The sequence below is a fragment of the Cytobacillus sp. FSL W7-1323 genome (genome assembly GCF_038595015.1).
Lineage (GTDB): Bacteria > Bacillota > Bacilli > Bacillales > Cytobacillaceae > Cytobacillus > Cytobacillus kochii.
Genome location: NZ_CP151998.1, coordinates 3,615,492 through 3,635,179, shown reverse-complemented (window position 1 = coordinate 3,635,179; position 19,688 = coordinate 3,615,492). Strand labels below are relative to the sequence as shown.

Here is a 19,688-nt window from a genome sequence, read left to right as displayed (position 1 = left end):
AAGTGATTATATGACCCAAATAGAAGTAACTGTCGATAATGACGGTTATATGAAAATTGAAGCAAATGGCCATACGAAAAGTGTGGTATGTGCATCTGTTTCAACATTACTCCAATCATCTGTGAGGTTCTTACAAGAGCTTTCTCAACAATATCCAGATGATTTAATAGTGAACATTACTCAAGAACACACCTCGTCCTAAGCATGACGCTATAAAAGGCTTATTAATTTTGCACTTGTAGGCTCGTACTACAAGGGCTAGGAGGAATAAAGATGTTAAAACAAACAACATTATTACCTGTATATATTAAGCAATTCGACGGAACTATCGACATTAATGCAATAAAAAAGTTTATTTCTGAAAACAAAGATAAACCAGAAGTTATTTCTTATCTAGGAGAACTTTCTATGCCCACTGTTGAGGGAGTAAAAGGGTTCTTGGAAACAGAAGAAGGAAAAAGCATTTTGCAGCCTAAACTAGATTCATATTTCACTAGGGGGTTAGATACGTGGAAGAAAAACAACCTCGATTCCCTCATTGATGAAGAAGTAAAAAAACGTAACCCAGCTAAAACGCCAGAGCAATTAGAGTTAGAGAAGTTAAGAAAAGATATTGAGGATGAGCGTAAAGCCCGCAATCGTGAAACTTTAGTCAATAAAGCTTTGAAGGTAGCTAAAGAAAAAAATCTACCTGATGGGATTATTGACTTTTTTATTGCCGAGGATGAAGAGAAAACGTTATCAAACCTTACGAAACTCGAAGAGGAATATAACAAGGCTGTTCAATCAGGTGTTGATTCTAAATTCAAGGAAAACGGAAGGGACATTGATATTAGTGGCGGTGGTTTTGGCGGCAGTGCAATTGATATCGACAAATTAGCAGGCGAAATTAGTATTAGAAACTAAGGAGATGAATCACAATGAAAACAAATTTATTATCTATCAATATTAAACAGTTCGATTTTACACCAGGTAACGTAATGCTTCAGGATGCGAGAACAGGATCTATACCTAAAGAAGAAAGCACTCTTGTCCTTAAAGAATTTATGCAATCATCTGCTATTACTCAATTGGCAAAATATGAACCTATGACAAAGCCAGAAAAAGAATTTACTTACTTAGCATCTGGTCCTGGTGCTTACTGGGTGGGTGAAGGTGAACGAATCCAAACAGGTAAGGCCACATGGTTAACAGCCAAAATGGTAACGAAAAAACTCGGTATCATTTTACCTGCTTCTAAAGAGTTCTTGCGTTATTCGGTTTCAGATTTCTTTAATGCGATGAAACCGGCTATCAAAGAGTCATTTGCTATAAAATTTGACCAAGCTGCCTTATTTGGTACTAATTCGCCGTTTGGGACTGGTACATCAGTATGGGAGAAGATTCAGGCATCGGGTAATACTATTGCTCTTAATTCCATCGGGAACCTTTATGATGAGTTGAACGGTGTAATGGCGCTTGTTGAGGATCACGATAAAGACGTGAATGGATTTACTACAACACGTCGTTTCCGACAAAAATTGCGTGGTGCAAAGGACGCAAATGGTTTACCTATTTTTAATGATGCTAATGCAGGAGTGACATCACAAGCACTGGGGTTACCTATTGGCTATGTGGATTCTAAATCTTGGGATTATCCTAAAGCCCACCTATTGGCAGCTGATTGGGATTATGCTCGTTATGGAATTTTACAAGACATCGAATATAAAATCTCGGAGGATGCTACTTTAACAACAATTGAAGATGCAGAAGGTAATCCAATTAACTTGTTTGAGCGTGATATGTTTGCACTTCGCGCTACTATGCAAGTTGGTTTTATGACATTATCCGAGGATGCATTTGCAGCAGTTACTCCGGAAGTAGTTGCACCATAATAAAAGGCGGCTCACTGCCGTCTTTTATTTCTTTTGAAGGGAGGAATTTAATTTGGCTGAGAAAATAGAAATAAAAAAAGGTGATAAAACATTAAAAGTCACCGAGCGTGTGTTTAATGTGGTGTATTCAGAACATGGTTTTCAAAAAGTAGTTCAGCACGATAATTCAAAAGAAAACCATAGTTTGCTAGGTATGCCAAAAGCAGAGTTAGCTAAAGTAAATAAAGATGACATTAAAGCTTTTTTAGAAAACGAAGGATTTGAATATGACCCTAATGCTAAAAAAGAAAATTTAATCGCTCTAATTGCTGGTGATGACAATGACCAGGAATAAAATCGAAGTAATCAACCATAAAGGTCATAAAATGGTTGTTCAGCCGTCTCAAATGCCACCGGGATATAAAAAAGTCGACAAGAAGATTACTACATCTAAATCAAATGCCAAAGCAGGTGAGTAGATGGATTATTTAATTGATCAGGTATCTTCTATTGCTGAAATCGATAAGGAGGAGCACCAAACATACTTAAGTGTGATGGTGCCAATCTTATTGGAGTATGCAGAGGATTATTGTGGCGCTACATTTGATGTTGATACCCCACCTGCAGGTGTAAGGCTCTTTATTGGAGAGTCGTTAAAGTTCAAAATCAAATCTGATGGGTTATCTAGCCGTTCCATGGGGTCTGTGTCGTATTCGTATGACACTGACTTCCCAGAAAAGATTAAGCGTAATCTAAATCCTTACAGGAGAGTGAGATTTCATGCGTCACGCTGAGTTTCCTCATGACGTTGCATTCCTTATAGAAGGGAAAAAGATTCCTGATGGAGGCGGTGGCTGGTTGCTTGGAGAATGGGCGACGTACGATGAATCAGTTGGATTTCTAGATACTCCTAAATCAGAAGCTATTTACCGCGCTCAACAAGCCAATCACCCGTTTGACAGACAATTGTATTTTCCTTATCGTACCGATATAACGACAAAAATGCGTGTGGTGTGTGAAGGAGATACTTATGAGTTAGTTGGTAAGCCGTTAGATCAAGGCGGTCAGAATGAAATCATGAGGGTTGATTTGAGGTTGTTAGCTGATGGCTAGAAGTAGTATCAGTATCGGCATACAAATGGGTGGTTTACGTCAGTTTGATAGAGAGGTTGATAGGTTTGAGAAAGAATTTATCAAAGAGGTTAAACGAGTTATTACCGAGACTGCCGAATTGATACAAGGTCAAGCCCAGACCCTAGCACCCACTGGTGATGGACACTTAAGAAACTCAATCGAAATTCGTTATTATAATCGAGGGTTATCAGCTGAGATTATAGTGGGTGCTGCCTATGCCATTTATGTTGAATACGGCACAGGAATCTATAGTAGTACAGGAAACGGCCGACGTACCCCTTGGGTTTACTGGTCAGAAAAGCTAAATCGTTATGTCTACACTCGTGGTATGAAACCTCAACCATATTGGCAACCAGCTATTGAAGCAGGGAGCCGTCATTTTGAACTTGAATTAGGTAGATTAGGTGCGTGATAGTATGAAAGAAACAGCACTATGGCCATTACAACAAGCGATTTTCAAACGTCTGAGTGAAGATGCTGATTTAAACGACGTAATTACAGGTGTTTATGATTATGTTAATCAGGATACACCGTTTCCTTATGTGACAGTTGGTGAGCCTACTGTATCACCATTTGAGAGCAAAACATCTTACAGCGAAAACATACCTTGGGTTTTACATTGCTACAGTGACGCACAGGGCAAGCGAGAAACGATGCAAATGCTTAACCTAATGGTAAAGGCTCTGACAAAAGAAAAATGGCTTGTCGAGGGTTTTAAAGTGTTTAAATTTATAATTGATTCAAATATGAGGGTGCTTAGCCCAGCGGACATTGGTTTTCCTTATCAGGGAATTCTTAATGTCCGTTTTTATATTGAACAGGAGGACTAAAAATGAGACAAAATGGCAAGGATACAATCCTTTTAGTACAGCCAGTTGATGCTACAGTTGGTTCAGATGCTCTATTAGTGGCAGAACAAACAGAAGGCACTCATTCCATTGAAAATGAGTTAGTAGATGAGCAAACCAAAATGGGACGAATCTTGGCTTATGGTCAAAACAGTGAGTCGTTTGAATTAACAACTTATGGAGTAAAAAGAGATGCTGGTCAATTAGCTGTGATTAATGCTATTAAGAAAAAGAAGAAATTGAAAGTATGGGAAGTTGACTTAATTCCAAACGAACAAGGCACTTATGATGCTGTGTTTGCTTATTGCTTAGTTGAATCGGTTGAAAAGTCTAGCCCGGGAGATAATTTCATCGAAATTAGCGCGACTCTCCAAGTTGAGGGTGAATCAGTTGAAGGGACCCTTACTGAGTTACCAGAAGGCATTCTAAATGCAAGTGCAATTGAATTCGAACAACCTGGTGAAACAGGTACAAGTACAGGGACTTAAGAGATTGGTTAACACCAGTCTCTTTTATTTGATATGAGGAGGTTTTACAGAGATGGCTACATTAACAATTGGTGAAAAAGAATATGAGGCTCGTACAGATTTTAAATTCGAGAAAGTAGCAAATGAAAAGTATAACGAGGAAGACTCACAAGGCAATAAGCAGGGTGGACTAATCAATATTTATAGTAAACTCTTAGAATTTGACATTCTATTTTTATCTGCATTTTGGGATTGTGCTCTTTCTCACTTGAAAAGTGAGAAACCTTCACTCGAATCCATTGAAAATGCTATTTTGAAACACATTGAGGAAAATGGCGATGCAGATCAGTTGTTTAAGGATGCATTTCGAAAGTTAGATAACTCGGGTTTTTTCAAACAAAAAGTCAAGAAATATTGGAAGAACTTGAACTTGATGAGCGACTTCGGGGAGACGGAAAACGAGAAAAAGGCCATTCTAGAAATGATCGAGGAAGCCAAAGAAAACCGGAAGTTTCTGACGGAACAGACTACAAGACAGTCATAAGTGACGCTGCTCATTTAATGGGTATATTCGATGTGGACCTCATTATGTCATGGGAGCCATGGGAGTACGAAGCATTAAGGATAGGAGCGCTGAATCGAAAAATAGATCAGTATGAACTTATGGCGAAAACAGCCATGGCGAATAGGTACGCACAACATGCTAAACGAGCAAGTGAACGTAAAATTTTCAATGCAAATCAGGCTAGAAGAAACCTAGAAAAAGGCATTACTGGTACTGATAAAAACCTAGAACGAATGATTGATTTAAACAATAAATTCAAAGGCTTTAAGCCGAATTTCAAGCCGAAGGGAGGTTGAGTCTTGAGCTCTCATTTAAGTGCAATTGTGGGTGCAAGAATTAGTGAATTTAGACGGAGAATGCGTAGAGTTAGGGATACGATAAGAGATTTACCAAGTGAAACCAGAGTCAGAGTTACTGTAGTAACGCAAGAATCAGAAAGACGTCTTAATGCAATTCAAGATCAAATTTCCAGAATTGCTAATTCGATTCGTGCATTCGGTACGGTAGGTGCTAATATGTTTCAAGGTAGTATGTTGATGGTTAGCCCAGCATTAGTACCAATTATCGCGGCGGCTGTTGGACTATTAGGTACTCTTGGACCAATGATTGCTGTAGCAGGAAGTAACACATTTGCTCTCGCGGCAGCTTTTGGTATTGCCGGCGGTGCAGCTGTTGGTTTTGGTGCTGCGGCTATACCAACTATTCAATCGATTATTGATGGTACTGCAAAAAGTACGAAGGAAAATGTTAGGGCGATGAAGGCGTTAGATAAGCTCAAAAGCACTTGGAGTGGTGTTCAAGATGCAATAGCCCCACAAACAGCTAATGCTTTCGCAAGCGCCATGACGGGAATAGAAAAAGCTTTGTCATCATTAAATCCAATGTTTAAAAGCGTTGCAGGTACAGTTGCTGACTTGTCATCACGCTTTGATAAGTTTATGGGTTCGAAGTCAGCACAACAGTTTTTTGGATATTTAAATACAAGTGCTGCTCCAATTTTAGATAAAGTAATGTCGGGATTAGGCGGACTAATCCAAGGGTTTATGAACCTTACAGTTGCGTTTGCTCCGATGACAGACTTTATGGCACAAGGATTTAAGAATATGGGCCAGTCCTTCGTGGATTTTACTGAGCGAATAAAAGGATCTACTGCGCTACAAAATTTCATTTCATATCTTCAAACAAACGGACCCAAAATATGGGCAATAGTAAAAAACATTACTCTAGGCTTAATTGGTATGTTTACTGCGTTTGGACCATTAGCATCAGATATGATGACAGGATTTCAAAATCTTACTGCCCGTTTTAAAGAGTGGGGACAAGCTTTATCTGAGAATCAGCAATTTCAAAAATTCATAGGATACATTCAAGCTAATGCACCGACTGTAATAGCGTTAATCGGTAACATTACTACATTTTTGGTTAATTTAGGAATAGCGATAGCGCCAATAGGAGCAAAAGTGCTTCAAGTGGTTAACAATATTATTGCTTGGACAAGTAGTATGATGGCAGCAAATCCTGTTATCGGTCAAACAATCGCTATTTTAGTAATGATAGCAGGGGGTTTCATGGCTTTACTTCCACCTATCATAGCAGTTCGTACAGCCTTTGCTGGTTTACCAGGATTCATTATCTCATCGATAAGTAAAATAATTCCTTTCTTTACTTCTTTCGTTGGTAAAATCGCAATGGGATTTGTAAGAATGTCAACGTCTGGAGCTCTATGGGTGGGTAAAACTGTTTCTTATATAGCAAAAGTAATAGCGAAATACGCAGTCCTTGCGGCTAAAGCAACCTTACACGCAGCAAAAGTAGCTTTAACTTTTACTGTAACGATGATTAAAGCAGCTGCAAAAGCAACAGCATCTATGATTGTAAGTATGGCGAAAATAATAGCAAAGTATGCTGTATTGGCAGCTAAGTCCATGATACACGCAGCGCGTGTTGCTGCATCATGGCTAATCGCCATGGGTCCGGTTGGCTGGGTGATTGCTACAGTAGTCGCTTTAGTCGCTCTGATCATTGCAAACTGGGATAAAATTAAATCATGGACTACAAAAACATTTTCAAAAGTAGTTAGTGTTATGCGAGAAAAGATGAATGATGCTAAACAAAAAGTAAGTAATATTCTCGACAATATCAAATCATTTTTTACTGACATGGATCTATATGCATCAGGTAAAGCAATAATTCAAAGCGCAATTGATGGATTGATGGCAATGAAAAATAAAATCGTCAGTAAAGTTGAGGGCATTGTTGGTGCTGTTCGTGATTTATGGCCGTTCTCTCCTGCAAAGGAAGGACCATTATCTGATATCCACCGCATGGACTTTGGCGGACCTATTACAAAATCAATTACTAGAGCAAAAAAACCAATCATGTCATCAATGACGAGTTTAGCTGCATCTGCTAGGAACGCTTTCACCCCAAATATAGCACTTGCTAATATCGGTGGCACTGCAACCTTTGATACATCATTTAGTGATGGAACAAGGGCTATTGAGCATGCCTTTAATGCAGAAGTAAACGAGATAGAATTGCCAGATAGAGAAGAACAATATGCAGTAATTAATATCGGTGGTCACGAAGCTCAGGGAGTTATTAAATATATCTCTGGCGAGCAAAATCGTGCTAGTTTTAGACAAAGGAGGCGACCAAATTAATGTTTGATATTTCATATGATGAGTATCTAGGTGAACCATTTCGTATGATACATAACGGAGTGGATCTATCTGGTTATTTTTATGTATTAGACGTAAAGGGTCGCTCTTTGTCTCCTAATGAAATACATGCTACTCAGCGTTCTAACGGTTCATATCGTTTTAAAAAACGGACTAAGACACCTGTGCCATTAACAGTAAAGGCTATGATGGTGTGTGAGTCTGACTTCGAATTGCGTGAGAAGTTAAATGGGTTAAATGGAATTTTGTCTACAGAGGAACCGGTTCCTATCTCTTTTTCTGATGAACCAGAGTTTACCTATTATGGTATTCTCAGCAGCGTTACGGAGGATGGAGAGGTAAATGGTACACATCTTTTCACTATGACATTTTGGCGACCTGACGCAACTAAGATGAAAGAAGTCAAAAGAGTGCCAATCCCTACTACAGAGACTCAATTTATAGTCGCTGGACAAGTAGAGACACCATGGACAATTGAAGTGGTTTTTGAGCAAGCTGTTAGCTCATTTGAGTTAGAGTCGAATGTAGGTCTTTATCTTTTATTAAATTTTGAGTTTATCCCTGGTGATAGGTTACTCATTAGCTTTGATGGTCGAAAGGTGTCTTTAAATGGTAACGATTTAAGGCCAGCGGTCAGTATGTCATCTAACTATGTGTTGTTACAACCAGGTGAAATAACATTAAAAGCAAGTCATGATTGTGATTTGGTTTATGACGAAAGATATTATTAAGCCTTAGCTGAGAAGGGAGGTATAACATGACAGAGTTATTCACATTTAACCAAGACGACCAACCGTTGACCATTATCTCTGAGGATAGTGGTCTTTTTAGTGCCCCTTACCGTATTGAAATTAATAAGATACCAGAAAAACCTTTTTCTTTTACTATTGAAGCAGATACAGAAGATGCTAAATATGTGCTTGAAGAAAATAAAGTTGTTTTTCGAGATCATGAAGGTGATTTAAGGCTATTTGTTATTAAAGAGCTAGATGACTCTGACGGCATGGATGGTCCATTAACCACAGCAACATGTGAGCCAGAGTTCCTAGAACTCGCCGAGCATATCATCTTAGATAAGCGATTTTCTGATAAGACTGCACAAGTCGCATTAGATGCGGCTTTAGAAGGTACTGGTTGGATAGGAGAAGTTGAAGTTGACTTAGGACTTGCCTCCACAAACTTTTATCGTATGCGGTCGGTTGATGCTATTTGGGAGATTATCAAAGTTTGGGGCGGCGAATTTAAAGATGTCGTTGAGTTTGACGAGGAAAATAATATTGTCGCTCGTAAGATTAAAATTATCCAACGGCTTGGCAAAGACACAGGTCAGCGCTTTGAAATAGACCATAATACAACTGAAATTGGTAGACAAGTCTTAAGCTATCCTGTAACTGCTATGTATGGTTGGGGGGCATCGCTTGAAACAGAAGGCGGTGGCAACACTCGTTACATTGATTTCGGCGATGTTGAAATGTCTATTGCTAATGGAGATCTATTCGACAAACCTAAAGGGCAAAAATGGGTTGGTGATCCAGAGGCGTTTGCAAGTTATCGCCGCATTCGTGATGGTGTAGCTTTACATCGTTTTGGTCAGTTTAGCAATCAAGACTATGAGGACCCTGAGGAACTATTGTGGGCAACTTGGGATAATCTCCAAAATAATAATAAGCCAGTAGTTAATTATCGCTTATCCGTTGATTTATTTGACGATAAAGTAAGTTTAGGTGATACAGCCATAGCAATAGACCGCAAGTTTGCTAGACCAATAGAAATACAATCTCGTATCATCGCCATGGAATATGACATTTTAGACATTGACGGTACCACGGTTGTCGAGATGGGGCAATTTCTCGATTTAGAGGATGATCGGCTTGAAGAGTTAAAAAAAGAAGTTGAACAAATCCGTGATCGTCCACAACAAGTCACAGAGGGAAGTTTCCCAGACATCAAGCCCACTACCCCAATAAATGTTGAAGCGGTAGGCGGAATAGGAGCTATACAATTATATTGGGACTACGGCAGTTCGATTTATGTAAAACACTACGAAGTATATGGCTCACAGTTAAAAGACTTTGTGCCAGACACACAGCACTTATTGTGGAGGGGAAATACTAGTGGTTTTCTCCATTCGGTTGGTACTGATCAAGTTTGGTATTACCGTATACGGGCAGTAAATCAGCATAGTACACCGAGTGATTGGTCTGTGCAAGTTATGGGAGCGACCCACAGGGTAGTCAGTGATGATATATTATTCGGACCCGATATAGCTGCAGAGTTAAGGGAGTTATCAAAAACTACTGACTTACTTGCTGAAGGTACCATTTATGCTGATATGATTCGCCAAGATGTATATGATCAAATCCAAGCTGATTCAAAGCAGTATACTGATGCTGAGATAACAGCAACAGAGGTTAGCTTGATGTCTGAGCTTGCAAATAAAGCAGGCTTTGATTATGTGGATGGAAAAATATATCTGGTCAATGAGGAATTGTTTAATAAGGTAGACAACGGCGTTTATCAGAATAAAATTCTCCAAATTGATAACAGCCTAGATGGGTTGTCTTTACGAGCGCAGAATGTGGAAGCTAATGTTAATGAATTAACTGGTGAGGTTGGTAGTGCTCTTAGTCAAATTGCTGCGGTTGATATTAAGGCTAATGGGATTTCTACTAGTGTGAATGAGCTTAGGTCAGACTTTAATAATTTGGAGATTGGTGGAAGGAACTTATACTACAACTCTCTATTTGATAGACCAGTAGGGATTTGGGGTTCTGTAAACCTAACAAAAGTGGATGGTAATCCTAATTCAATGATAGCAAAACGTTCTACTACGTCGAGTCAAAATTTCGGATTTACCAATCATCCCGATGATAGAAACATCAATTTCAAACAAGGTCAAGTTTATACTTTAAGCTTTGAAGTACGTGGAACCGTTACTACTTTGGACTATATTTTTCGGATGAGACCAACTGAGAGTAATGCGGTTTTACCACCACAGGCAGTCAATTCATCAACTGAATTTCAAAAGGTATCTATTACTTTTACTTCGACATGGAGTAGTGATTCGGGATATATATTGATCGGCTCTACTCAACCCGAAATTGGTAAATGGTTTGAGATACGAAGGGTAATGTTGGTAGAAGGTGAAAAAGAAGTAGGTTGGAATCCTGCACCAGAGGATATAAACAGTCGCATCTCATCAGCAGAAACAAAAATTGACCAAACAGCATATGAATTAACATTTAAAGCATCCACTCAAGAAGTTAATTCATTAACCGGTAGAATGACTTCAGCAGAATCATCTCTAAGGCTCTTATCAGATGATATTGAATTGAAAGTAGACCGAGATGGGATTATTGGTGCAATCAATGTTCAGCCAGGTACAGTTAAAATTCAAGCTAGATTACTAGATGTTGGTGATTTTACAAACCTCATTGATAATGGAGATTTTGAGGATGATGTTATCAACCAAATGCCTAGAGGTTGGATAAATGATAATTCAGATATCACAACCATAAGGGTTGTAGATCAAACATCTTGGTCAGGGCACAATGGGTCTGGTAAATGTTTAGGTTTATGGGCTAGTGATATTAGAAATGTAGATGCCCAACAAGAAAGATTAATAACCGTTCGGGAAGGTGACGAGTTATATTTCGAGTTAGACTATAGATTTAATAATCTTGCGGGTTCGGGTTCGTTGTCGTATGGAGTTAGAACATATGACCTTCAAAAACAACATCTTGCTTGGACCACAGTCGCATACACAACAACAAAAACATACGGATGGACAAAGATGACGGGTTCTTATAAAGTGCCTCCTGGTGTTGGATACATTCGACTTCGAGTAAGCTTTACTAATAATGGAGAGACAACTAATAGGGCATGGGTGGATAATTTAGTTGTTAGAAGAAAGAATAATAGCCATTTAATTGTGGATGGATCAATCACAGCAAACTTAATGGCGGCAAATAGTATTACTGCTCAAAATGGCGCATTAGCAAATGCGTCTATTACGCGTGCGAAATTACAAGATGCCATTATCGGAACTGCTCAGATAGATAATTTAGCTGTTACAGCTGCGAAAATTGCAAGCGTGAATGCTGACCGTATCAATGTAGGTGCATTGAGAGGTATTGATGTGTATGGAGCTAAGTTCCGTTCATCGGATGGTCTAACTAACTTAGAAATCATTGGAGGAAATGTCCGTCTTACGCAGTCTAATGGGCAATATGTAAATGTTAATCCTGACGGGTTGTTTGGATATAATTCAGGAGGATCTCAACGATTTAGTGTTGATAGATCACTAGTAACAAGTGCAGCTCTAGGCACAAGTAATTCTAATGTCTATTTGGCTCCGGACTCAACTAATGAAGTCAGGGTAGTTAATATTTCAAGTATTCCATCAGATGGTGTTGCAGAGAATTACAGTTACAGACCTATCAGGGCTCAAGGATTACGTTTTGGACCGGGATATAATGGATATATCGGCACAGATCGAGAAGTAAGAATAACAAGTTCAGCGTTTACGCAAGCTGACGGATCAGTTGTATATCGTGATTTACGAGCGTCCGTTATATATGGTTTTGGTTTCAGTACTAATTCAACCAATGCTTATATAGGGTCAGATGATGAAACAAGGTTTGTTAACAAGGGATATGTGGATGGTTCTTCTGGTAACCCGGTATACCGTAATGCAAGGGGATATAAGGGTTATTTTGCTGGAATTGCTACAAACACATCAGCAGGAGGAACTCACTTATATCTGGGTGCTAACGGTGACATAAGAGCAACAGGTATTGGAATGGCTGATGAAGGAAGTATTATTTGGCGCCAAGTGGTCGCAGCTGGATTTCAAGGTAATTATATTGAAGTAAATCCGAATACTGCTGGTCAAAATTTATTTGTAAGAGCTAATAACGAAGTGAGAGCAACAGCTAGTGGAACTACAGGAACGTACATCCCTATTAGAGCAGCAAGTTTCCCAACAGGTTCAATGGCGTCATACAAAGAAGATATTAAAGAGTGGACAGACAGTGCGTTAGATATTATCAACAGATCAACCATTTATCAATATCGTCTTAAAAGAGAAGTTGAAAGTGGGCATTCTCGAATAAGACAAGGATTAGTTATAGGTGAGGGCTATCAAATTGCCGATGAATTAATTGATGGTGATGGTGTAGAACAATATCTTATGAATTCAATCAACATGAAGGGCATTCAAGAGCTTGATAAAAGAACTCGTAATCATTCAGATGAGATCAATTGGCTCAAAACCGAAAACCAACTATTACGCAATCAAATAAAGGTATTGGAGGGGAAAATCGCATGAAATTAACAGTACAAGAACTTTACAATTTAATTGATGGGTTAAGCTCCTTGCTCGACAAAGAAATACCCACATCGGTAGCTTTTTCAGTTCAGCGAAACTTTAAAAGAATTTCGGAGGAAGTTAAGGCAAGTGATGAGGTAAGAAAGACAATCGTCGAAAAGTATAAAGAAAAAGATAACGAGGATGGTACTATTCAGCTTAAAAAAGATAAATTGAAAAATTATCAGAAAGAATCAGACGAGTTAATGCAACAGGAAGTCGATATTGATTTAAGGGTTATTAACCTAGCTGATTTGGGCGAATCTATCAAGCCACGGATACTAGGTCTATTAGAGCCAATCATTGAGGAGGTAACAGAATGATGGAACAATATATTTTTATAGAAACAAGTTCCCGAAATATCACTGAAAATGGTGAACAATTCCGGGTAGTGAATTTCCGGGGTACAGATCAATCAAGTATACCAAACGAACAATTAAACGTTGACGGAAGTTTTACTATGCCTATTATGGATTATTTCATGGCAGGTGTGGAAGGGCGATTGTCTGAAGTGATTAAAACTAAAGTTCTTGGTAGATTATCACCAGAAGCCGAATAAGGCTTTTTTATTTTGGGAGGAGATTAGTAATGAAGCATAATACAGACACATTATGGGTTGCATTAGCTGGCGGTGGAGTATCTTCCATCGCCTATTTAGTTGGAGGGATAGATCATTTGATAACAGCCTTTGTGATTTTAATGGTAATTGATTACATTACAGGCGTTGCAGCTGCTTGGTATGACAAGAAAGTATCGTCTAAAACTGCATTTAAAGGACTGATGAAGAAGGGGGCGATGTTCTCTTTAATTATTGTGGCAACACAATTAGATATTATCTTGGGTAACGAAGGTCAGTTTATTCGCTATGCAATTTTAATGTTTTTAATTGGTACTGAGGGAATAAGTTTGATTGAGAATTTAGGAAGGCTAGATGTAAAAATACCTAAATTCCTATCAGATAAATTTATACAGTTGAAAGATGAGCACGATGATTCAGATAATCCAATAAAAAAGTAAGACTGTCCAATCGGGCAGTCTTTTTTTAATCGAATACAAATAAAAGGAGTGTTATTTAAATGGTTAATATCAAAAAACAATTAGTATCTCAAGAGGTTATAAATAAGCGTTCTTATGGTAAAGGTAACAAAATCAAGTCCATCACACCTCACCAAACGGGTAATACCAATCCAGGTGCTAATGCACAGGCTCATGCAAACATTCAATCAAATTTAAATCCTAGACAAGCTAGTTGGCACTATTCTGTTGATGATGAAGTAATCATCCAGTCATTCGAGGATGACATTATGTGTTGGGCTGCAGGAGATGGTAGAGGACCAGGTAACACGGAGTCAATTCATATTGAGATGTGTGTCAACTCAGATGGCGATTACGAAAAGACTCTAAGCAATGGTGCAGCACTTGTTAAGCTTTTAATGGATAAGCACGGTCTTGATATCAGTAGTGTTAAACAACACCATGATTGGTCAGGTAAAAACTGCCCTGCTCAATTACGAGCAGGTTATAAAGGGATCTCTTGGAAGGACTTTTTAAATAAGGTCGAAGGGGTACAGGAGCAAGAAAATTTCGGTAGTGACAACACATCAACAAACACAAAACCTTCCACAACATCACCAAAGAATACTAATAGCATCGTGGATTACCTCAATTCCAAGGGTGTTGATTCTTCTTATACTAATCGTGCCAAATTCGCTAAAGAATACGGTATAAAGGATTATAAAGGCACTGCACCTCAAAACATTAAGTTATTAGAGTTAATCAAAAAAGGTAAACCAGCATCTACAAAAGCAAAAAAAGAGTATGTTACTCTACCAGCTTCAGCAAAGACATGGAGGACTTATAAGCTCAATGTAGCTCCAGTTACTAAGAACTCTGACTGGTCACTTACTCCTGCCGAATTTGGAGGGTTAACGTATGAGGTTCTTGATAAGCCTCAAGCGAATGTTGTCACCATTAAAACATCAAGAGGTAATCGCAATATCTATGTTGGTGCTGATACAAGCGCTAAGATATTTAAGAAGTAATAACAAAAGCCCTTCTCACTTGAGAGGGGGGCCTTTCTAATAATCATGAATTGAATTCCTTGTAACATTGTTTTCTGCTAAGAAAAATGAATTATACTAACCTTTGATAACAATTAATTCTAACTTGAACTCATAAATTATAAGAAATTTGATAATGATAAAAATGAGGTGATGATATGAATAATAATAATAATAGACTTAAACTAACATCTTCAGAAATAGGGACGCTATGGGGAGAGTATATGAATGGAACTATGACAGATGTTGTTAATAGATATATGTTGTCTATTATTGAAGATGAGTCGATTAAAAAAATTTTTGAGGATGCAATCCATACATTTGCAAAACAAAAAAAACAAATTGTTACTTTTTTTGAGACAGAGGGATTTCCGGTTCCAATTGGATTTAATGAAACTGATTTATTTAAAGGGAAACAAAGATTATTTACTGATATATTTTGTTTGCATTATCTACATATTATGACATTACATGGAATGCTTGGACATAATACAGCTCTTGCAGTATCAGTTAGAAAGGACTTAAGGTATTTTTATGATTCATGTGATAACGATGCAAAAGAGATGTATCATAAAACTATAGAACTGTTGCTCGAAAAAGGAAGTTTTCAGAGGGATCCATTGTTTTATCCAACTGAAACCCCTGAATTCATATCTAGCCAAAAATTCACAGGTGGTTTTTTCGGGAAGGAAAGAAGATTAACCGCTACAGAAATCATAAGTATTTCATTCAACTTGAAAAAAAATATTATGGCCAAAACACTTTCTATTGCCTTCAGTCAAGTGGCGCAATCGAAAGAAGTAAGAAAGTTTTTAACCGATTCCGAGAAAACAGCTGATAAACAAATAATATCACTAGCAAAGATTATGCAAACCGATAATTTACCAGTTCCTAAGTCTTTTGAAACAGAAGTGACTACTTCCACTGATACACCTTTTTCTGATAAGTTAATGTTGTATCATATCGGTTTTTTATACCAAGCTGCACAAAATTACCATGGAGCTGGATTAGCTTCATCCATGCGAACGGATTTGATAGCAACTTATGAAGGGACAATTCTAAAAAATCTAATGGTGACAAATGAATGGTTTAAATTAATGGTTAAAAATAAATGGTTAGAACAACCGCCTTTGGCTCCCAACAGAAAAGAAATTGCTAAAGAAAAGTAAAGCTCCAAAAGGTGAAACAGAATGAAATATTCTCCATTAGAAAAATTACTCTGGAGTATTGCATTACCCGGATTTGGTCAGTATTTAAATGGAAAATTATTTAAAGGCACATTTTTTCTTATACTAGAGATACTGATTAACGTTAGATCAAATTTTAATGAAATCATTATTTATAGTTTTCGAGGAGAAATTCATTGCGCCATAGAAAACGCAAATTATCAATGGCTTATGTTTTATCCTTGTTTATATTTCTTTGCAATTTGGGATGCATATAAAGAATCTGGTGGAGGAGGACGATATTCTTTCTTTCCATTTGTGTTTTCAGCATATTTTGTTACAATTGGATTGATTTATTCTGAGAACTTTAAGATTTTCGGTGTACTATTAGGACCTGTTTGGTTACCTATGTTATTTGTGATTCCTGGAATACTTAGTGGATTTACAATTACAAAGATTATGAAGGTATAAAGCATCAAATTTTTTGATTATCGATAAGAGGTAGAGTTGTATGGAGAGTTTTTTGTCAATAAATTATAAAAAGCCCTTCTCAATCGAGATGGGCTTTCATTCCTTCAAATGCTTCTTGTAACGCTTCTTTAATGGTATTACCCTCAACTTTTATCCCTCCATTGCTTGATGTTCCAACAACAGTTACAGGATGAGATTTTGCAAAAATATAATACTGTATACCATTCTTTTTGATTACGTTATATATAAGGTTAGGCTTCATGATTTCCCTCCTTTTGAATATAGTTCCACATACGGGTAAAAAGTCCTTTTTTGGCAAAAAAATAACCCTTCTCATTAAGAGAGGGTGTTACATTTTTGAATGAAGTTCACTACTAATAAATCCCTTAGCTTCTGCTATAGTCTCTTTAAATGTAACTCCTATACATTTAATTTCGAGTTCTCCTTTTTTGGCAGTTACTGTAACTGTGTTTTTATCTGCATAAATATGATAAGTAACGCCATCATCAATAAATCCTAATGGCTCATATTTCATTAAACATACCTCTTTCCTATGATATGTAATTATATTAACAAAAAATAGGTAAAAAAGTCCTATTATTTGCTCAGGTAAAAGCTTAAAAGTTCCTCACACTTATTCTTAATTCTTGGATTAAAATAATTATGCTGCTCATCATATCCTTTATAGTGAAACTCATACATAGTGAACGATTCATCATGTCCAATCTGGTTTACTCTCATATTCCCTTTTCTCATCTTAACTTTAACTTCTTTCAAATCACGCTGAACCTTCTTAATAGTATTTTCCATTAAGGTAATATAAGGCTGTTTAATCTTAAACGGGGAATTTCCAATGATTTTTAAATCTCTTTCAAGGATGATAATAATCATCGGTAAGTATATAGCTTGCTCTAGTACATCACGATCAGCTTCATTAATCCTAGTCATGTTGTTAAACCCTTTCGACTGATATCACTTCATCAATGTGAAATTTTAAGGTTTTTAATTCATTCGTTTCCAAATGGATGTACATATTAATATGATCAATTTTATCGATTATGCCCTCGTAAGCTTTCGTGAACCCATCAACCCAAATGGTCATTTTGATTGTAAGAGTGTAGTTTAATGATTCCATCGTTATTAGCTGTATTTCCTGAAGTTCTTGCTCATCTAATTCTGGCTTTTTCACTTTTTCATATTCGGCTGGTATCTGCTTAAGTAATTCCGTATGTTCGCTCATAAAGAACCCTTGCCATTTCATTTTTCCGCGGTCACGAATCATAATCCCATCTCCTTATGACTATATTATACGCAAACATTCGTTCTTGATACAACTTGAAATAGAACAAATGTTCCCGTAAAATTATGTTTAAGGAGCTGATAATAATGAATCATTTGTTTAAATACTCATTTGAAGGGCGTAAGCCAATTGAATTAATTTATTTAAATAATTCTGGAGACATTTCATATAGATTGATAATCGTTAGGAAGATTAATTTAGATAATGTATTGGTTTTTGACTTGCAAAAGCAACAGATGAGGACATTTAACATTGATGGCGTATTATCAGTAGCCAAACCTAAGAGACAAAGAGGGGTCAGGAATGCATAATAAATTAACTAAGAGACAGAGAGAAGCATTAGATGCAGTAATTTATTATTTAGAGGTTAATAATTATCAACCATCATTTAGAGAATTAGGAGCTATATTGGGGCTTGCTTCATCTTCAACTATAAGTGGCTATTTAAATAAATTGAATGAAAAGGGATATGTCAGCTGGGAAGAAGGGCAATCGATTACCTTGAGAATTCAGCATTTTTTATTTTAATATATAGTTTAGTCTAGCTAAGAAACAAAGATAAATTAAAAGAAAGAAAAAGCATTTAAGTAGCTGATTACTACTTAAATGCTTTGAATTAATTATAAATTATTTGATAAATATTACGTACTTCATCCCGTGCGTCTTCGTTGTATTCACCAATACAGTTTTCTCGTGAAGTTATTTCGAAGTCATATTCCTTTGTATATACATTTCCGGTGATAGTGTATTCCTCTTTTTGATAAATGCCATGGGAACCTCGTCTAAAGCGACCTAAGGCTAATAATATAACTTTTGCTGCGCCAGCATTTAATAAAAGATTTCGGGCTGTTTCAAAAGAGATACCATTTGTTAAAAAATCGTCAATGATACAAATTGTTTTTCCTTTGATTTTTTTTGTATAAAATGGGTTTAACATTATAGAATTAAAATGTTTAGAACAACCAATTTTTAGCCGATTATCATGGTGTGTGTAATGACTTTTATCAACAACCGTATGTCTGATGAAAATTGGTTTGTTATTCCGTTTACCCGTCAAATATCTACATCTTTCTTTTATTTCTTCTATTTCGTTGTTGTTATCACCATTTGAAGTAGGGAAGACACCCCAAATGTCTACGTTTCTTAAATCAGAGTCTTTCATAACTCCAGAAATCAAATGGAAGTATAAACTGTTAAAATATTTGCGATCTCCTTGTTTCAGAAGGTTTGAGAAGCCTTCTAAGATTTCTTTTTCTTCACTTGTTACAGAGTAATTTTTAGTATTTGCAGAAGTTAATGCTAATACTTGGGTTGATTTATCTACTTGTAATTTATAATACCAACTAGATTGATTCTCTATTAATCTTACAGCTTCCGTTAATTTTTCTGGATTTGATAAGGTTATACCATATCTGGCTGGTTTTTCGTCCTGTTTGACGCTCCACCCAGGATTAATTATTAGTACTTTTTTATTAGCAGCCAGTATTAAATCCTCATTACTGCTTCCGACCAAAATTATATTCTTAACATTGGAATCATCTATCGAATCTTTCAATTTATAACGAAATGTACAAATTATCTTGAACTCAAACATGTTTTTAAAAACTTCTTTAGCCTCATTCAAAGCTACTAAGTCATGCGATATAAATACAAATTGATGACCTTCACTGTGTAAAGTATTAATCATATCTTGAATGCCAGTATACATTTTAAAATCTTCGTCAAATATGGTTAACCGAGTTAAAGCAACAACTTTTCCCATTCAGTAAACGCCT

28 protein-coding genes are annotated in these 19,688 nt (G+C 36.9%); 23 read left to right on the top strand and 5 right to left on the bottom strand.

Translation table 11 applies throughout. The annotated features are described in order from the left end of the window. The first annotated feature begins 10 nt into the window (after positions 1-10). The 21 genes from MKX67_RS18360 to MKX67_RS18260 all read left to right on the top strand — a co-directional run bounded on the left by MKX67_RS18360 (position 11) and on the right by MKX67_RS18260 (position 16,613). A complete protein-coding gene (locus MKX67_RS18360) occupies positions 11-202 on the top strand; it encodes a ribosomal-processing cysteine protease Prp (RefSeq protein ID WP_342488545.1) in 192 nt (63 codons plus the stop codon). A gap of 71 nt (positions 203-273) precedes the next feature. Beyond that, on the top strand, positions 274-906 hold the full coding sequence (locus MKX67_RS18355) for a DUF4355 domain-containing protein (RefSeq protein WP_342488544.1): 633 nt from the start codon (positions 274-276) through the stop codon (positions 904-906). A gap of 14 nt (positions 907-920) precedes the next feature. Then, positions 921-1,874 (top strand): phage major capsid protein, encoded by a 954-nt coding sequence (locus MKX67_RS18350; protein ID WP_342488543.1) that lies wholly within the window; start codon positions 921-923, stop codon positions 1,872-1,874. Positions 1,875-1,926: 52 nt separating this feature from the next. Further along, positions 1,927-2,208 (top strand): hypothetical protein, encoded by a 282-nt coding sequence (locus MKX67_RS18345; protein WP_342488542.1) that lies wholly within the window; start codon positions 1,927-1,929, stop codon positions 2,206-2,208. Further along, positions 2,195-2,332: a hypothetical protein gene (locus MKX67_RS18340; RefSeq protein ID WP_342488541.1), complete on the top strand. Its 138-nt coding sequence runs from the start codon at positions 2,195-2,197 to the stop codon at positions 2,330-2,332. The genes MKX67_RS18345 and MKX67_RS18340 overlap by 14 nt, the downstream gene beginning before the upstream one ends. Continuing rightward, positions 2,333-2,647, top strand: a complete 315-nt coding sequence (locus tag MKX67_RS18335; RefSeq protein ID WP_342488540.1) for a phage head-tail connector protein — start codon at positions 2,333-2,335, stop codon at positions 2,645-2,647. After that, entirely contained in the window at positions 2,634-2,966 is a 333-nt protein-coding gene (locus MKX67_RS18330; RefSeq protein WP_342488539.1) for a phage head closure protein, read from the top strand. The genes MKX67_RS18335 and MKX67_RS18330 overlap by 14 nt, the downstream gene beginning before the upstream one ends. Beyond that, complete coding sequence (locus tag MKX67_RS18325) at positions 2,959-3,399, top strand: HK97 gp10 family phage protein (RefSeq protein ID WP_342488538.1); 441 nt, start codon at positions 2,959-2,961, stop codon at positions 3,397-3,399. Before MKX67_RS18330 ends, MKX67_RS18325 begins: the two co-directional genes overlap by 8 nt. Before the next feature lie 4 nt (positions 3,400-3,403). Beyond that, the gene (locus MKX67_RS18320; RefSeq protein WP_342488537.1) at positions 3,404-3,817 is read left to right on the top strand and encodes a DUF3168 domain-containing protein; all 414 of its coding nucleotides are present in this window, start codon (positions 3,404-3,406) and stop codon (positions 3,815-3,817) included. A 2-nt stretch (positions 3,818-3,819) separates the two neighbouring features. Beyond that, positions 3,820-4,323 carry a phage major tail protein, TP901-1 family gene (locus tag MKX67_RS18315; RefSeq protein WP_342488536.1) on the top strand — a complete coding sequence of 168 codons (504 nt, stop codon included), beginning with the start codon at positions 3,820-3,822 and terminating at the stop codon, positions 4,321-4,323. A 52-nt stretch (positions 4,324-4,375) separates the two neighbouring features. Further along, positions 4,376-4,846: a tail assembly chaperone gene (locus tag MKX67_RS18310; RefSeq protein WP_342488535.1), complete on the top strand. Its 471-nt coding sequence runs from the start codon at positions 4,376-4,378 to the stop codon at positions 4,844-4,846. A gap of 44 nt (positions 4,847-4,890) precedes the next feature. After that, positions 4,891-5,163: a hypothetical protein gene (locus tag MKX67_RS18305; protein WP_341050606.1), complete on the top strand. Its 273-nt coding sequence runs from the start codon at positions 4,891-4,893 to the stop codon at positions 5,161-5,163. Positions 5,164-5,166: 3 nt separating this feature from the next. After that, the gene (locus MKX67_RS18300; RefSeq protein WP_342488534.1) at positions 5,167-7,530 is read left to right on the top strand and encodes a hypothetical protein; all 2,364 of its coding nucleotides are present in this window, start codon (positions 5,167-5,169) and stop codon (positions 7,528-7,530) included. Next, positions 7,530-8,279, top strand: a complete 750-nt coding sequence (locus MKX67_RS18295; RefSeq protein WP_342488533.1) for a distal tail protein Dit — start codon at positions 7,530-7,532, stop codon at positions 8,277-8,279. Before MKX67_RS18300 ends, MKX67_RS18295 begins: the two co-directional genes overlap by 1 nt. 26 nt (positions 8,280-8,305) lie before the next feature. Next, on the top strand, positions 8,306-12,877 hold the full coding sequence (locus MKX67_RS18290) for a phage tail spike protein (protein ID WP_342488532.1): 4,572 nt from the start codon (positions 8,306-8,308) through the stop codon (positions 12,875-12,877). After that, on the top strand, positions 12,874-13,239 hold the full coding sequence (locus MKX67_RS18285) for a hypothetical protein (protein WP_341050619.1): 366 nt from the start codon (positions 12,874-12,876) through the stop codon (positions 13,237-13,239). Before MKX67_RS18290 ends, MKX67_RS18285 begins: the two co-directional genes overlap by 4 nt. Next, a complete protein-coding gene (locus MKX67_RS18280; protein WP_342488531.1) occupies positions 13,236-13,475 on the top strand; it encodes a hypothetical protein in 240 nt (79 codons plus the stop codon). Before MKX67_RS18285 ends, MKX67_RS18280 begins: the two co-directional genes overlap by 4 nt. A gap of 29 nt (positions 13,476-13,504) precedes the next feature. Next, positions 13,505-13,933 carry a phage holin family protein gene (locus MKX67_RS18275; protein WP_342488530.1) on the top strand — a complete coding sequence of 143 codons (429 nt, stop codon included), beginning with the start codon at positions 13,505-13,507 and terminating at the stop codon, positions 13,931-13,933. A 59-nt stretch (positions 13,934-13,992) separates the two neighbouring features. Next, a complete protein-coding gene (locus MKX67_RS18270; protein WP_342488529.1) occupies positions 13,993-14,958 on the top strand; it encodes an N-acetylmuramoyl-L-alanine amidase in 966 nt (321 codons plus the stop codon). A 176-nt stretch (positions 14,959-15,134) separates the two neighbouring features. Beyond that, on the top strand, positions 15,135-16,145 hold the full coding sequence (locus tag MKX67_RS18265; protein WP_342488528.1) for a DUF3231 family protein: 1,011 nt from the start codon (positions 15,135-15,137) through the stop codon (positions 16,143-16,145). A gap of 21 nt (positions 16,146-16,166) precedes the next feature. Then, the gene (locus MKX67_RS18260; protein ID WP_342488527.1) at positions 16,167-16,613 is read left to right on the top strand and encodes a hypothetical protein; all 447 of its coding nucleotides are present in this window, start codon (positions 16,167-16,169) and stop codon (positions 16,611-16,613) included. 79 nt (positions 16,614-16,692) lie between these two features. On the opposite strand, the gene MKX67_RS18255 is transcribed toward MKX67_RS18260, so the two are convergent. The 4 genes from MKX67_RS18255 to MKX67_RS18240 all read right to left on the bottom strand — a co-directional run bounded on the left by MKX67_RS18255 (position 16,693) and on the right by MKX67_RS18240 (position 17,895). Further along, positions 16,693-16,875: a hypothetical protein gene (locus tag MKX67_RS18255; RefSeq protein WP_342488526.1), complete on the bottom strand. Its 183-nt coding sequence runs from the start codon at positions 16,873-16,875 to the stop codon at positions 16,693-16,695. Positions 16,876-16,962: 87 nt separating this feature from the next. Beyond that, on the bottom strand, positions 16,963-17,148 hold the full coding sequence (locus tag MKX67_RS18250) for a hypothetical protein (RefSeq protein ID WP_342488525.1): 186 nt from the start codon (positions 17,146-17,148) through the stop codon (positions 16,963-16,965). 62 nt (positions 17,149-17,210) lie between these two features. Next, positions 17,211-17,561, bottom strand: a complete 351-nt coding sequence (locus MKX67_RS18245) for a hypothetical protein (RefSeq protein WP_342488524.1) — start codon at positions 17,559-17,561, stop codon at positions 17,211-17,213. Between the two features lie 4 nt (positions 17,562-17,565). Next, on the bottom strand, positions 17,566-17,895 hold the full coding sequence (locus MKX67_RS18240; RefSeq protein WP_342488523.1) for a YolD-like family protein: 330 nt from the start codon (positions 17,893-17,895) through the stop codon (positions 17,566-17,568). A 104-nt stretch (positions 17,896-17,999) separates the two neighbouring features. Between MKX67_RS18240 and MKX67_RS18235 the strand changes: the two genes are divergently transcribed. Both MKX67_RS18235 and MKX67_RS18230 read left to right on the top strand, forming a co-directional pair. After that, positions 18,000-18,224 (top strand): hypothetical protein, encoded by a 225-nt coding sequence (locus tag MKX67_RS18235; RefSeq protein ID WP_342488522.1) that lies wholly within the window; start codon positions 18,000-18,002, stop codon positions 18,222-18,224. Then, positions 18,217-18,441, top strand: coding sequence for a transcriptional regulator (locus MKX67_RS18230; RefSeq protein WP_342488521.1), 225 nt, complete (start codon positions 18,217-18,219; stop codon positions 18,439-18,441). Before MKX67_RS18235 ends, MKX67_RS18230 begins: the two co-directional genes overlap by 8 nt. 88 nt (positions 18,442-18,529) lie before the next feature. On the opposite strand, the gene MKX67_RS18225 is transcribed toward MKX67_RS18230, so the two are convergent. After that, positions 18,530-19,675 (bottom strand): phosphoribosyltransferase, encoded by a 1,146-nt coding sequence (locus tag MKX67_RS18225; RefSeq protein WP_342488520.1) that lies wholly within the window; start codon positions 19,673-19,675, stop codon positions 18,530-18,532. Between the last annotated feature and the right edge of the window lie 13 nt (positions 19,676-19,688).